General features: G+C 70.9%; 11 protein-coding genes and 3 tRNA genes. 5 read left to right on the forward strand and 9 right to left on the reverse strand.

Features of this window, described 5'->3' with window-relative positions:
• Positions 1 to 115: 115 nt before the first annotated feature.
• Together ACXET9_RS05385 and ACXET9_RS05390 are read right to left on the reverse strand one after the other, a co-directional pair.
• Positions 116 to 189, reverse strand: a tRNA-Val gene (locus ACXET9_RS05385).
• 31 nt (positions 190 to 220) lie between these two features.
• A complete protein-coding gene (locus ACXET9_RS05390) occupies positions 221 to 637 on the reverse strand; it encodes a DUF3052 domain-containing protein (RefSeq protein ID WP_457885475.1) in 417 nt (138 codons plus the stop codon).
• Positions 638 to 1,061: 424 nt separating this feature from the next.
• On the opposite strand from ACXET9_RS05390, the gene aceE reads away from it, so the two are divergent.
• From aceE to ACXET9_RS05415, 5 genes are all read left to right on the forward strand, one after another.
• Positions 1,062 to 3,806, forward strand: coding sequence for a pyruvate dehydrogenase (acetyl-transferring), homodimeric type (aceE, locus tag ACXET9_RS05395; RefSeq protein ID WP_457885476.1), 2,745 nt, complete (start codon positions 1,062 to 1,064; stop codon positions 3,804 to 3,806).
• A gap of 190 nt (positions 3,807 to 3,996) precedes the next feature.
• Positions 3,997 to 4,938: an ACP S-malonyltransferase gene (locus tag ACXET9_RS05400; protein WP_457885477.1), complete on the forward strand. Its 942-nt coding sequence runs from the start codon at positions 3,997 to 3,999 to the stop codon at positions 4,936 to 4,938.
• A gap of 2 nt (positions 4,939 to 4,940) precedes the next feature.
• On the forward strand, positions 4,941 to 5,942 hold the full coding sequence (locus ACXET9_RS05405; RefSeq protein ID WP_457885478.1) for a beta-ketoacyl-ACP synthase III: 1,002 nt from the start codon (positions 4,941 to 4,943) through the stop codon (positions 5,940 to 5,942).
• A 131-nt stretch (positions 5,943 to 6,073) separates the two neighbouring features.
• Positions 6,074 to 6,322: an acyl carrier protein gene (locus ACXET9_RS05410; protein ID WP_457885479.1), complete on the forward strand. Its 249-nt coding sequence runs from the start codon at positions 6,074 to 6,076 to the stop codon at positions 6,320 to 6,322.
• Positions 6,323 to 6,403: 81 nt separating this feature from the next.
• The gene (locus ACXET9_RS05415; protein ID WP_457885480.1) at positions 6,404 to 7,645 is read left to right on the forward strand and encodes a beta-ketoacyl-[acyl-carrier-protein] synthase family protein; all 1,242 of its coding nucleotides are present in this window, start codon (positions 6,404 to 6,406) and stop codon (positions 7,643 to 7,645) included.
• A 53-nt stretch (positions 7,646 to 7,698) separates the two neighbouring features.
• Here ACXET9_RS05415 and ACXET9_RS05420 read toward each other — a convergent pair whose 3' ends face one another.
• From ACXET9_RS05420 to dnaG, 7 genes are all read right to left on the reverse strand, one after another.
• The gene (locus ACXET9_RS05420) at positions 7,699 to 8,190 is read right to left on the reverse strand and encodes a DUF3145 domain-containing protein (protein ID WP_457885481.1); all 492 of its coding nucleotides are present in this window, start codon (positions 8,188 to 8,190) and stop codon (positions 7,699 to 7,701) included.
• An 85-nt stretch (positions 8,191 to 8,275) separates the two neighbouring features.
• Entirely contained in the window at positions 8,276 to 8,764 is a 489-nt protein-coding gene (locus ACXET9_RS05425; RefSeq protein ID WP_457885482.1) for a peptide deformylase, read from the reverse strand.
• Entirely contained in the window at positions 8,761 to 9,246 is a 486-nt protein-coding gene (locus tag ACXET9_RS05430) for an OsmC family protein (RefSeq protein WP_457885483.1), read from the reverse strand. The genes ACXET9_RS05425 and ACXET9_RS05430 overlap by 4 nt, the downstream gene beginning before the upstream one ends.
• A gap of 102 nt (positions 9,247 to 9,348) precedes the next feature.
• Positions 9,349 to 9,421: transfer RNA gene (locus ACXET9_RS05435), tRNA-Asn, on the reverse strand.
• A 118-nt stretch (positions 9,422 to 9,539) separates the two neighbouring features.
• Positions 9,540 to 10,703, reverse strand: a complete 1,164-nt coding sequence (locus tag ACXET9_RS05440) for a LacI family DNA-binding transcriptional regulator (protein ID WP_457885484.1) — start codon at positions 10,701 to 10,703, stop codon at positions 9,540 to 9,542.
• A 214-nt stretch (positions 10,704 to 10,917) separates the two neighbouring features.
• Positions 10,918 to 10,991 (reverse strand) — tRNA-Ile (locus ACXET9_RS05445).
• A 421-nt stretch (positions 10,992 to 11,412) separates the two neighbouring features.
• Positions 11,413 to 13,413 (reverse strand): DNA primase, encoded by a 2,001-nt coding sequence (dnaG, locus tag ACXET9_RS05450; RefSeq protein ID WP_457885485.1) that lies wholly within the window; start codon positions 13,411 to 13,413, stop codon positions 11,413 to 11,415.
• Position 13,414: the final 1 nt, after the last annotated feature.

The raw sequence follows: 13,414 nt of genomic DNA on the forward strand, positions 1-13,414 counted from the left end.
ACCCACCGCGTACAGGACGATCGTCCGCGGAGCACGCGGAGAAGACGGATCTCGCGGGAACCGCGTCCGTGCGGTCCTCCGACGCCTGATGCGTGCACGACCTAAGGTTCTCGGGTGGGACGTGAGGGGCTCGAACCCCCGACCCCCTGGGTGTAAACCAGGTGCTCTGACCAGCTGAGCTAACGTCCCCGGCGGGACCGCCGGAACGGTCCCTGCGGCCTCAGCTGCGGGTGGCCAGGCGCGTGCCCGTCCAGTCCGCGGCGAGGCTGACGGTGCTCATGACCCGCAGGCCGGCGATGTTCGCGGCCTCCTGCACCTCGTTCGGGCGCACATGGCCGTCGCGGCCCGCCTTGGGCAGCAGCAGCCAGATCGGGCCGCCGGCGGCGAGGGCGGTGGGGGCGTCGACGAGGGCGTCGGTGAGGTCCCCGTCCCCTTCCCGCCACCACATGACCACGGCGTCGACGATCTCCTGGCAGTCCTCGTCCTCGAGATCCTCGCCGAGGGCGTCCTCGATCGCGTCGCGCAGATCGAGGTCGACGTCGTCGTCGTAGCCGAGCTCCTGGACGATCTGGCCCGAGGAGAGGGCCAGCACCTCCGCGATGGAGCTGGACGGATGGGCGTCGGCCGACGGTGACAAGAAAGGACTCCTTCAGAAGGGAACAGATGATGACGTGCGAATGGCGCAGATCCCCCTCGGACCGCGGATCCCCGGGTCCGAGCGGTTCGGCGCGCGCCCGATTCTATGCCACGTCCGCTGGTCGTGCATCGGCACCCGGGGAAGAGCGTCGGCCGTCTCCTCCGACGGCCGTGCGGGGGCTCCGAGCACGGGACCGCACGGTCCGGTTCCGCGCGGCGCACGGTCCGTTCATCACGACGTCGGAAGCCGTTCCGACCTCGAGCGGCCCGTGTCTGGGGTAACACTCACAACTCGCCTTCCCTACCCGCTGGTCACCGTCCCGTGCTTGTACTCTGAAAGGACCACGGCACCCGGAGCGCGTCCAGCGATGTGCACCTGCTCCCCCCGGGGCCGGTCCGTCGCCTCCCATAGAGAGAAGGACAGTGTGAGTTCGCAGGAGACCCCTCGTCCCATCGGCATCAACCTGCCCAGCCATGCGCAGGACCCTGATCCCGAGGAGACGCGCGAGTGGCTCGATTCGTTCGACGGGCTCGTCGAGCACCGCGGCGAAGAGCGCGCCGCGACGATCGTCCAGAATCTGATCCAGCACGCCCGCCAGCAGGAGCTGGAGCTCCCGGAGTCCCTCACCACGGACTACGTGAACACCATCGGCGCGGACGAGCAGCCCGAGTACCCGGGCGATCTCGCCATGGAGCGCGAGCTGCGCGATCTGCTGCGCTGGAACGCCGCGATGGTCGTCCACCGCGCCCAGCGCCCCGGCGTGTCCGTCGGCGGGCACCTCTCCAGCTACGCCTCGATCGCGAACATGTACGAGGTGGGCTTCAACCACTTCTTCCGCGGCCGCGACCATGAGGGAGGCGGCGACCACGTCTTCTTCCAGGGCCACGCCTCCCCCGGCATCTACGCCCGCGCGTATCTGATGGGCCGTCTGGACGAGAACCGCCTCGACGGCTTCCGCCAGGAGTTCTCGCACGAGGGCGGCATGCCCTCCTACCCGCACCCGCGGGCGATGCAGGACTTCTGGGAGTTCCCCACGGTCTCGATGGGCATCGGCCCGGTCAACGCGATCGAGCAGGCCTCCTTCGACAAGTACCTCCAGAACCGCGGTCTGAAGGACACCTCCCAGCAGCACACCTGGGCGTTCCTCGGCGACGGCGAGATGGACGAGGTCGAGTCCCGCGGCGCGCTGCACATCGCCGCCAAGGAGCACCTGGACAACCTGACCTTCGTCGTCAACTGCAACCTGCAGCGCCTCGACGGCCCGGTCCGCGGCAACGGCAAGATCATCCAGGAGCTCGAGGCGCAGTTCCGCGGAGCCGGCTGGAACGTCATCAAGGTGATCTGGGGCTCGGGCTGGGACCCGCTGTTCGACGCCGACTCCGACGGCGCCCTCACGGACCTCATGAACATGACGCCCGACGGCGACTTCCAGACCTACCGCGCCGAGTCCGGCGGCTTCATCCGCGACAACTTCTTCGGCCGCGACCCGCGCACCAAGGCGATGGTCGAGGACATGTCGGATGACGACATCTGGTGGAAGCTCAACCGCGGCGGCCACGACACCCGCAAGATCTACTCGGCCTTCAAGGCCGCCATGGAGCACAAGGGCCAGCCCACGGTCATCCTGGCGCACACGATCAAGGGCTACCGCCTCGGCAAGAGCTTCGCGGGGCGCAACGCGACCCACCAGATGAAGAAGTTCACCCTCGAGGACCTCAAGGCGCTCCGCGACACCCTGCAGATCCCGGTGAGCGACGAGCAGCTCGAGTCCGGCAGCGTGTACGACGCGCCGCTGTACAAGCCGGCCGACGATGCGCCGGTCATGCAGTACCTCAAGCGCCGCCGGAGCGAGCTCGGCGGAGGCGTCCCCTCCCGCCGGACGACCCACGCCCCGCTCGAGCTGCCCGGCGACAAGGCCTACGAGGTCGCCCGCCGCGGTTCCGGCAAGCAGGAGATCGCCACCACGATGGCGCTCGTCCGGCTCGTCAAGGACCTCATGCGCGACAAGACGACCGGCAACCGCTGGGTGCCGATCATCCCCGACGAGGCCCGCACCTTCGGCATGGACTCGCTGTTCCCCTCGGCGAAGATCTACAACCCGGACGGTCAGAACTACCTCTCGGTGGACCGCGACCTGCTGCTGGCCTACAAGGAGTCCACCTCCGGCCAGATCAAGCACATGGGCATCAACGAGATCAGCTCGACCTCGGCGTTCACCGCCGCGGGCACCTCGTACGCGACCCATGACTTCCCGATGATCCCGTTCTACATCTTCTATTCGATGTTCGGGTTCCAGCGCACCGGCGACTTCTTCTGGGCCGCGGGCGACCAGATGGCCAAGGGCTTCGTGATCGGCGCGACCGCCGGCAAGACGACCCTCGCCGGCGAGGGCCTGCAGCACATGGACGGCCATTCGCCGATCATCGCCTACACGAACCCCGGCACGGTCATCTACGACCCGGCCTACGGGTACGAGATCGGGCACATCATCCGTGACGGCCTGCAGCGCATGTACGGCGAGGACGACCGCCTCCAGGAGGTCTTCTACTACATCACCGTCTACAACGAGCCGATCGTGCACCCGGCCGAGCCCGAGGGGCTCGATGTCGAGGGCCTGCTCAAGGGCATGTACGAGCTCGAGAGCGCGCCCGAGGGCGACGGTCCCGTGGCTCAGCTGCTCGCCTCCGGCGTCGGCGTCCCGTGGGCGCGCCACGCGCGCGAGCTCCTGGCCGAGGACTGGGGCGTGCGCTCCGCGGTCTGGTCGGTGACCTCGTGGACCGAGATGCGCAAGGACGCCCTGGAGGCGGAGAAGCACAACCTCCTGCACCCGGAGGATCCGCGCACCCCGTGGATCTCCCAGCGACTCGAGGGCGTGCAGGGTCCGTTCGTCGCCACCTCGGACTACGACTTCATGGTCCCGGACATGATCCGCGAGTGGATCCCGGGCGCCTACGGCGTGCTCGGCGCCGACGGCTGGGGCTTCTCGGACACGCGTCCGGCGGCCCGTCGTCACCTCAAGATCGATGCGCACTCGATGGTCGTCAAGGCCCTCCAGCTGCTGGCCCGCGAGGGCAAGGTCGATCCGTCGCTCGTGCGCCAGGCGATCGACAAGTACGATCTGGGCAACGTCAACGCCGGGGAGTCCGGCTCCTTCGGAGGCGACTCCTGATCGACTGATCCGCGAAGGGCCGTCCGTCCTGCGGGACGGACGGCCCTTCGCGCGCCTGTCGGCGCGCCGGCACCCTGTGGGGTGCCCGGGCGCCTCCTGTCCCGTCGGCTCCGTCCGCGCCGTGTCCGTGCGACGGTCCGAGCGCTCGAGCGCCGACCGTCCGTCCTTCCCTTCTCCCTGGAGGTTCCCCGTGCTCGCCATCGTCTGTCCCGGACAGGGTTCGCAGAAGCCCGGATTCCTGTCCCCGTGGCTCGAGCTCCCCGGCGTGCCCGACACGCTCGGTGCGCTCTCCGAGGCCGCCGGCATCGATCTGATCCGCCACGGCACCGAGTCCGACGAGGACACGATCCGCGACACCGCCGTGGCCCAGCCGCTGCTGGTCGCCGCCGGCATCATCGCCGAGGGTGCGCTGCGCGGGGACGAGCCCCTGCGGGCGGATGTCCTCGCGGGACACAGCGTCGGCGAGGTCACGGCGGCCGCGCTGGCCGGTGTGCTGTCCGCCGAGGACGCCCTGCGCCTCGTCGCCGTCCGCTCGCAGGCGATGGCCACGGCCGCCGCGCAGACCCCCACGGGCATGGCCGCCGTCGTCGGCGGAGTGCGCGACGAGGTCGTCGCGGCGATCGAGCGCCACGGGCTCCACCCCGCGAACATCAACTCCGCCGCGCAGGTCGTCGCGGCCGGCTCCCTCGAGGCGATCGCCGCTCTCGGCGAGGACGCCCCGACCCGCGCCCGCGTGATCCCGCTGAAGGTCGCCGGGGCCTTCCACACGCCGTTCATGGCCGCCGCCCGGGAGGAGCTCGCCGCCTTCGCGCCGTCGCTCTCCCCCGCCGATCCGATCGTGCCGCTGGTGTCCAACGCCGGCGGCGAGGTCGTGGAATCGGGCGCCCGCTATCTCGAGCTGATCGTCAGCCAGGTCGCCTCGCCGGTGGACTGGGAGGCCTGCTCGGGCGTCCTGCGCGACCGGAGCCTGACGGCCCTGATCGAGGTCGCCCCCGGCGGGACCCTGACGGGTCTCGCCAAGCGCGAGCTCAAGGGCGTCGCGACCCTCGCGCTCAACACCCCCGACGATCTCGAGACGGCGCGTGCGCTGGTCGCCGAGCACGCCGGCACCGCCGCCACCGAGGAGAACTGATCATGGCCGTCTCCCTGCGCCCCCACCCGACCGTCGCCGGCTCCAAGGTCCTCGCCTACGGCGCCGCCCGCGGCGATCTGACCGTCCCCAACGACGACCTCGTCGGGCCGATCGACTCCTCCGACGAGTGGATCCGGCAGCGCACGGGCATCGTCACCCGCAAGCGCGCGAGCGAGGACGTGGGCGTCAAGGACCTCGCTCTGCAGGCGGGTCGCGAGGCGGTCGAGCGCTCGGGGATCGACATCGAGACCCTCGACGCGATCATCGTCTCGACGATCACGTTCCCCTACCCGACGCCGTCGCTCGCGACGCTGCTGGCGGGCGAGCTGGGCCGTCCCGACGTCATCGCCTACGACATCTCGGCCGCCTGCGCGGGCTTCTGCTACGGCATCGGCCAGGCGGATTCCCTGATCCGCTCCGGGAGCGCCCGCAACGTCCTGGTCATCGGCGCGGAGAAGCTCTCCGACTTCGTCTCCCCCACCGACCGCTCGATCTCGTTCCTGCTGGGCGACGGCGCCGGCGCGGCCGTCGTCGGTGCGAGCGAGGAGCCGCTGGTCGGCCCCACGGTCTGGGGAAGCGACGGCGACAGCTGGAGCACGATCCGGATGACCGGATCGCTCACGGACTTCCGCGACGGCAAGGGCCCCTGGCCGACCCTCGAGCAGGACGGCCGCACCGTCTTCCGCTGGGCCGTGTGGCACACCGCGAAGAAGATCCGCGAGATGCTCGAGCAGTCCGGCCTGACGGTCGACGACATCGACGTCTTCGTCCCCCACCAGGCCAACATGCGCATCGTCGACGAGCTGGTCAAGCAGCTCAAGCTGGGCGAGGACGTGGTGATCGCGCGCGACATCGCCGAGACCGGCAACACGTCGGCCGCCTCGATCCCCCTGGCCACCCATCGACTGATCGAGGAGGGCGCGGCGAAGAGCGGCGACGTCCTCGTCCAGTTCGGCTTCGGCGCGGGCCTCGCCTACGCCGGCCAGGTGATCGTCCTCCCCTGAGGCTCGATCACGACGAGGGGCCATGTACCCCTTGTCACCCCGCTCGGACATTCCGAGCCAGCGCTCCTGCCGCACCCCGCGGCACGGGTAGTCTGTGACCGCCACACCACCGCTTCCACCAAGGAGAACCCATGGCACACACCGAGAACGAGATCCTCGAGGGCCTCGCCGAGATCGTCAACGAGGAGACCGGTGTCGCCACGGAGGACGTCAAGCTCGACAAGTCCTTCACGGATGACCTGGACATCGACTCCATCTCGATGATGACGATCGTCGTCAACGCGGAGGAGAAGTTCGACGTGCGGATCCCCGACGAGGAGGTCAAGAACCTGGCCACCGTCGGCGACGCCGTCCGGTTCATCGCGGGCGCCCAGTCCTGAACCCCGCCAGGCGCCCGGGACCCTGTGTCCCGGGCGTCATGCATTCCCTCTGCCCCCGACCGCTCGTCCCGGAGGTCCGCCATGACCGCTCCCCGTCCCCGTGTGGCCGTGACCGGCCTCGGCACCGTCAACCCTCTCGGCGGTGACGTCTCCAGCACCTGGGAGGCCGCCCTCGCCGGCACCTCGACGGCGCGCACGCTCGACAACGACTGGAAGGACCGCTACGGCCTCTCGGTCGACTTCGCCTGCGAAGTCGGCATCGACCCGTTCGAGGTCCTCCCCCGCCACGAGGCGAAGAAGCTCGACCCCTCGGGCCGGCTCGCCCTCATCGCCGCCCGCGAGGCCTGGAAGGACGCCGGCACCCCGGAGGTCGACGGCGAACGCCTGGGCGTGGTCGTCGGCACCGGCATCGGCGGTGTCTGGACCATCCTCGACCAGTGGGACGTGGTCCGCGAGCGGGGCGCGCGCCGCGTGAACCCCTTCACCGTGCCGATGCTGATGGCGAACTCCTCGAGCGCGCACATCGAGATCGAGCTCGGTGCGAAGGCCGGCGCGCACACCCCCGTCTCCGCCTGCGCCTCGGGCGCGGAGGCCGTCGCCCAGGGCTTCGACATGATCCGGTCCGGTCGGGCCGATGTCGTCGTCGTCGGCGGCACCGAGTCCTGCGTGCACCCGCTGCCGCTGGCGAGCTTCGCGAACCTCCGCGCGCTGTCCACGCGCACGGACGATCCCGAGCACGCCTCGCGTCCCTATGACGTCGACCGCGACGGCTTCGTCCTCGGCGAGGGCGCGGCGATCCTCGTCCTCGAGACCGAGGAGCACGCGAAGGCCCGCGGGGCGCGGATCTACGGCTACGTCTCCGGTCGCGGCATGGCGTCGGATGCGTACCACATCTCCGCGCCCTCGCAGGACGGTCAGACCCGGGCGATCCGGGAGGCCGTCGCCGACGCCGGCATTGAGCCGGTCGACGTGGTCCACGTCAACGCGCACGGCACCTCCACCCCGCTCGGCGACATCGGCGAGCTGCAGGCGGTCCAGGCGGCGCTCGACGGCGTCACGGACCAGGTGGTCGTGACCTCGACGAAGTCGATGACGGGACACCTGCTCGGCGGTGCCGGCGCCCTCGAGTCGGTCTTCTCCGTGCTCGCGGCCCACCACCGCGTCGCGCCGCCGACGATCAACATCGAGAACCTCGACCCCGAGACCCCGATGCGGATCGCGCAGAACGCTCCGGCGGAGCTCCCCGGTGGCGACATCGCCGTGCTGAACAACGCGTTCGGCTTCGGCGGCCACGACGTCGCCGTGGTGTTCACGAGCGCCTGAGCGCGCACGCTCCTGAGCGGGCCGTCCTCCTTCCGGAGGGCGGCCCGTCGGCGTCAGCCGACGCGGTGGAGCCAGCGCATCGGCGCACCCTCCGCCGCATGGCGATAGATCTCCAGCTCCTCGTCCCACGGCTCGCCGAGGGCGATGCCGAGCTGGCGCGGGAGGTCCCGAGGGTCTCCGTCGCAGCGCTCCATGCAGGCGCGCACATGATCCTCGGTGAGCATGGTGTTCCCGGCATGGTCGATGACCGCATGATGGATCCCGAGCTCCGGGGTGCAGCACCAGCGGGAGCCGTCGACGGTCGCCGTGGCGTGCTGGACGATCTCGAAGCGGACCTCGCGCAGGCCTCGCAGGGCACTGGCGAGATGCGCGCCCGTGCCCTCCCGGCCCTGCCACCCCGTCTCGGCGCGCAGGAGCGCGCGACCGACGGGCTGCTCCTCCCAGCGGAGGCGCAGCGGCATGCCGAGCACGCCGCTCGCCGCCCACTCGATGTGCGGGGTCAGAGCACGCGGAGCAGAGTGGATATGCAGAACACCCTGAGTCATCTCGTTCCTTCCGGTCACCGATGCGTCTTCCCCAACGTTCGGCGTCCGTCCCGGTCGCGAGATGATCGACCGGGTGCCTCAGAGACTAGAGGGTCTCCCGGATGCGGCGCAACGCCTGCTTCCGCACCGACCGCTCCAGGCCGTCGATGTAGAGGTGGCCGTCGAGGTGCCCGACCTCGTGCTGGATGAGGCGCGCGGTGATGCCCTCCCCCGCGAGCTCGATCTCGTTCCCCTCGACGTCGCGGCCCACGCAGCGGGCGAATGCGGCACGGGTGCGGGGGTACCAGAGGTTCGGCACCGACAGGCAGCCCTCATCGCCCTCCTGGAGGTCGTCGGAGAGCTCGACGATGACCGGATCGAGGATGCAGCCGATGCCGAGGTCCTCGAGGTTCCAGGAGAACGCGCGCCGGGTGATCCCGATCTGGTTCGCCGCGACACCGGCCCTGCCCTCGTCGTCGACGGTGTCGACGAGATCCTGGACGAGGGTGCGGACGCTGTCGGTGATCTCGCCGACGGGATCGCAGGGGGTGCGGAGCACCGGATCGCCGACGATGCGGATGGGACGGATGCTCATGCGCGCTCTCCTTCGGTCTCGGGGGCGGTCTCAGGCGCCCCGAGCAGCTCGTGGTCGACCTCCACGCCGGGCACGACGGTCCGCTCGACGGTGCAGCCGACGGCGATGGCGCGGCCGAGGACCTTCGCGATCCGCTCGATCTCGGGGCCGCTGAGGCCGTCGAGGTCGAGCTGGACCTGCTCGGCGATGCGGTCGTACCGGTTGGTCTCGGGATCGGACTGCCCGTGCGCCCACAGGCGCATGGGGAAGTCCTCGCCGAGCCGACGGGAGAGGTTGACGTCGGCGGACATGCCGGCGCAGCCGATGAGGGCGAGCTTGAGCAGCTCCCCGGGATCGATCTCGCCCTCGCCCAGGCCGATCGGGATCTCGACGCCGCGCTGGTTCCGGCCGATGAGGCGGCGCGATCCGGTGCGGTCCGCCCAGACGCTGCCGGGGCCGAAGGCCTCAGGCGTCTCGAAGCGGTCGTCGGGCGTGACGGGCATGAGCCGGCTCCTCGGGCGCGGTGGACGGGACGGGGCCGGTGGTGGTCCCGGGAAACGCATCAGCCCCGGGGATCTCCCCCGGGGCTGATGTCTCCTGCTGGGCTCCCGCGACTGGACTTGAACCAGTAACCGTTCGATTAACAGTCGAATGCTCTGCCGATTGAGCTACGCGGGATCAACGAGAAGAACTCTATCAGAGGTCTGGACCGCCCCGCACACCGAAACAGCCTCCGACCGGCGAATATGACCTAGATAACGCCACCGGCCGGGCGCCGTCGCGGAGAGGCGGAGGCTCAGGCGGGGACGCTGCGGGCGGCCGTCGGGCCCTGCGACGGGCCCAGCGCCGAGGCCGGCGGCTCCGCCTCCGCCGCGGGGATCCCGCCGAGGCGCGCGAGCGCCGTCGAGTCGCGGACGACCAGATGCGGTTCGATGACGCGGTCCTCCGAGGCAGCGACGCTCCCCGTGGCTCCGATGATCTCCAGCAGGCGGGCCGCGGTCACCCGGCCGTAGACGACCGCGGAGCGCCCGATCGCCGTGATCGACGGACGGTGCGCCGCCGCGAGCGGCGAGTCCTCGAAGCTGGCGATCGCCATGTCCTCGGGGATCTCGACGCTCTGATCGTGGAGGACGCCGGCGCCGGCGAGGGCCATCTCGTCGCTGTCGTAGATGATCGCGGTGGGTCGGTCCGCCTTCTCGAGCAGCGCCCGGGTGGCATGGGCGGCACCCTCGGCGCCGAAGCCCGCCCGTTCGATCCGGCCCTCGGCGCCGTGCTCGGCGCAGAGGTCGCGGAAGGCCTTGTCGCGCAGCGTCGTGTGGAGGTACTCGGTGTTGCCGGCGATGCGCGCGATCCGACGGTGCCCCTGCGCGACGAGATGCTCGACGAGCAGCCGGGCGGCCAGCGCCTCATCGACGTAGACGGCGGGGAGCGCTCCGTGGTGGCCGGGACCGCCGACGACGAGGGCTGGCTCGCCGAGCTGCTCGAGGGCCGGGACGCGCGGGTCGTCCACCAGGAGGTCGACGAGGACGACCCCGTCGACCCGACGCTGAGCGAACCAGCGCCGATAGGTGTCGATCTCCGCAGCGGTCGAGTCGACGATCTTCATCTGCAGGGAGTAGTCGGCGGCACTGAGCACCTCCTGGAGGCCGGCGACGAAGGCTCCGAAGAAGGCTTCCGCGCCGAGCACGTCGGCCGGACGCGCCAGGATCATGCCTGCGGTGCGCACCGGGGCGCCGGCGAGAGCGCGCGCCGCATGGGACGGCTCCCACTCCAGCTCCTCGGCGATCTTGATGATCCGGGCTCGCGTCGCGTCCGACACTCCGGGCCGACCGTTCACCGCGAGGGACACCGCTGCCGCGGTCACGCCGGCTCGGCGGGCGATGTCCGCGATCGTGACGCGCTTCCCGCGGCCGGTCCCGCGAACAGGCGCTGTGGCGCCGGACTCCGATGTGCTGTCCATGGATACGAGGGCCTCTCCGTCGACGGTCCCGCAGACAGGGGCGCGCTCCCCTGCACTGCGACTGGCTGCGCACGGAGCGGCCGACGATCATCGGCGATCGCTCCACGGTGCGCATCCCAGCATCCCGCACGTCGGCACCGCTCCCCACCCCTGTCCGACGGGAGGACAGGATGCACCGCTCGTCCCGCGGCGCGGCGGCGCGCTGATGGTCTCGTAGGCCAGGAGGGGCTTGAACCCTCGACCGACGGATTATGAGTCCGCTGCTCTGACCGGCTGAGCTACTGGCCCTGGGCCCTCTGCGGAGGGCGCGAGCGAATCTATCACGGGGCGCCCCTGTGACCTGGAACGACGACCGGCGATGAGCATCGCGGACAGTCGGCGAGGACCCCTCTGCGTCCTTGCTCCCCTGCGCTGGGTCGAGGGTCGTGCGGCGTGAGCGGAGCGAACGCCCCCCGACTGTTTCTTCCGTTTGCGCGTTTCTCCTCCCTCAAAACACTTGTCCTGAAGGAGGTCGACGAGACGCACTCCTCGGGGATGCGAGCGGACGGCGAGCTGGGATCCGGTCAGACAGCTCGGTCGGGGACCTGATGCGACGGTGTCGCTTCCTCCGCCGCGGGCCGTCCTTCGCCGTGCGGCTCCGCTCCTCGGCACGGCCTGCGCGCACCGCGTGCGCTGCTCCCCTCCCCCAGCGGCGCGGCGCGCCCGCCGGTCAGTCGTCGAGGGCGCGCAGCGCCCGACGCCTCTCCTGCACCTGGGCGAGGCGTCCGAGGATCTCCTGGTAGCGCTCCGGGTCCGAGGGGTCCGTGCGCTGCAGCCGCTGCTTGAGGACCGAGTACTCGCGGGTGATCGAGAGCTCGGTGAGGCGGTCCAGGAGGGAGTCCCCGAGGCGTTCGAGGCCCTTCTCGTCGCGCGCGGGGAGCGAGAGGTTCGCGATCTCGACGATCAGCGGTCTGACGGTCTCCCCCGCGATCTCGAGCACCTGGTCGAGATACCGCGCCGGGTGGAGGGTCCCGTCGGTCGCGTCGAGGAGGGTGCCGGCGGCGAGCATGACGTCCCAGACGCCCTGCAGCGCCGGCACGTGGAAGGCGTCGTCCGGCAGCGCCCCCACCTTCGTGGTGTCCAGCAGCTGGGGGGCCTGCATCATGACGGCCAGGGACTGGACCTCGACCTGGCCCACGGGATCGCGGGGGTTGACGACATCGGCGATCCGGACCGTCGGCGCGGGAGCCTCGGCGCCGTCCTCTGCGGACGCGGGAGAGCCCGCTCCCCGGCCCTGCTCACGGGCCTCGTCGGCAGACGTCCGCCTCCCCTCCCCCGGCGCTCCGTGCGCACCCCGACCGTCGCCGCGGGCCGCATCGTGCACGGCCCGCAGGACGGTGCGCTCCTCCATGCCGAGCCAGCCGGCGAGGCGCCGCGCGTACTCGGGACGCATCGCCCGGTCGCGGATCCGGGCGACGACGGGAGCGGCCATCCGCAGCGCCGTCACCTGGCCCTCGACGGTGTCGAGATCGACCTGCGCGATCGCCGAGCGGATGGCGAACTCGAACAGGGGCCGCCGGGAGTCGATGAGGTCGACGATCGCCTGGTCGCCGCGGGCGATGCGCAGCTCGCAGGGGTCCATCCCGCTGGGCTCGACCGCGACATAGGTCTGGGCGACGAAGCGCTGATCCTCCTCGAAGGCGCGCAGCGCGGCCTTCTGCCCGGCGGCGTCGCCGTCGAAGGTGAAGACGACCTCCCCGGCGAGACCGTGCCCGTCGGTGTTCAGCCGGAGACCGGCCGAGGGGTTGGTGTCCCCCATGACGCGGCGCACGATGCGCACGTGCTCGGTGCCGAAGGCGGTGCCGCAGGAGGCGACCGCGGTGGTCACGCCCGCGAGATGCGCCGCCATGACGTCCGTGTAGCCCTCGACGACGACGACGCGGTGCTGCGAGGAGATCGACTTGCGCGCCAGGTCCAGGCCGTAGAGGACGTGCGACTTGCGGTAGATCGCCGTCTCGGGGGTGTTGAGGTACTTCGGTCCCTGATCGCTCTCCAGCAGCTTCCGGGCGCCGAAGCCGATGGTGCTGCCGGTGATGTCCCGGATCGGCCAGACCAGGCGTCCGCGGAAGCGGTCGTACACGCCGCGCTGGCCCTCGGAGACGAGCCCGGAGGCGATCAGCTCCTCGTCGGTGAAGCCGCGCCTGCGCAGCACCGAGGTGATCGCGTCCCAGCCCTGCGGCGCATAGCCGACGCCGAAGCGCGCGGCGGCCTCCTGGTCGAAGCCGCGCTCCATGAGGAAGCGTCGGCCCACCTCGGCCTCCGCCCCGCCCAGCTGCTCGCGGTAGAACTCCTCGGCGATGGCATGGGCGTCCAGGAGACGTCGGCGGGTCCCGAAGTCGGGCCGGTCCGCGTCGCGGCCGCCCTCCTCGTAGTGCAGCTGGACGCCGTAGCGTCCGGCGAGCATCTCCACGGCCTCGACGAAGCTGAGATGGTCGATCTTCTGGACGAAGGAGATCACGTCCCCGCCCTCGCCGCAGCCGAAGCAGTGCCAGTGGCCGAGCTGCGGGCGGATGTGGAAGGACGGCGTCTTCTCGTCGTGGAACGGGCACAGGCCCTTCATGGACCCGATCCCCGCGGTGCGCAGCGTGACGTGCTCCCCCACCACCTCGTCCAGGCGGGCGCGCTCGCGCACCAGGTCGACGTCGCTGCGCCGGATCAGTCCCGCCGCCATG

Source organism: Brachybacterium netajii (SeqCode), assembly GCF_054114245.1.

Excerpts from the sequence above, each read along its gene's own strand:
- ACXET9_RS05405 (WP_457885478.1), top strand. The coding sequence starts at position 4,941 with ATGGCCGTCTCCCTGCGCCCCCACCCGACCGTCGCCGGCTCCAAGGTC.
- ACXET9_RS05410 (WP_457885479.1), top strand. The coding sequence starts at position 6,074 with ATGGCACACACCGAGAACGAGATCCTCGAGGGCCTCGCCGAGATCGTC.
- ACXET9_RS05415 (WP_457885480.1), top strand. The coding sequence starts at position 6,404 with ATGACCGCTCCCCGTCCCCGTGTGGCCGTGACCGGCCTCGGCACCGTC.
- ACXET9_RS05420 (WP_457885481.1), bottom strand. The coding sequence starts at position 8,190 with ATGACTCAGGGTGTTCTGCATATCCACTCTGCTCCGCGTGCTCTGACC.
- ACXET9_RS05425 (WP_457885482.1), bottom strand. The coding sequence starts at position 8,764 with ATGAGCATCCGTCCCATCCGCATCGTCGGCGATCCGGTGCTCCGCACC.
- ACXET9_RS05430 (WP_457885483.1), bottom strand. The coding sequence starts at position 9,246 with ATGCCCGTCACGCCCGACGACCGCTTCGAGACGCCTGAGGCCTTCGGC.
- ACXET9_RS05440 (WP_457885484.1), bottom strand. The coding sequence starts at position 10,703 with ATGGACAGCACATCGGAGTCCGGCGCCACAGCGCCTGTTCGCGGGACC.
- dnaG (WP_457885485.1), bottom strand. The coding sequence starts at position 13,413 with ATGGCGGCGGGACTGATCCGGCGCAGCGACGTCGACCTGGTGCGCGAG.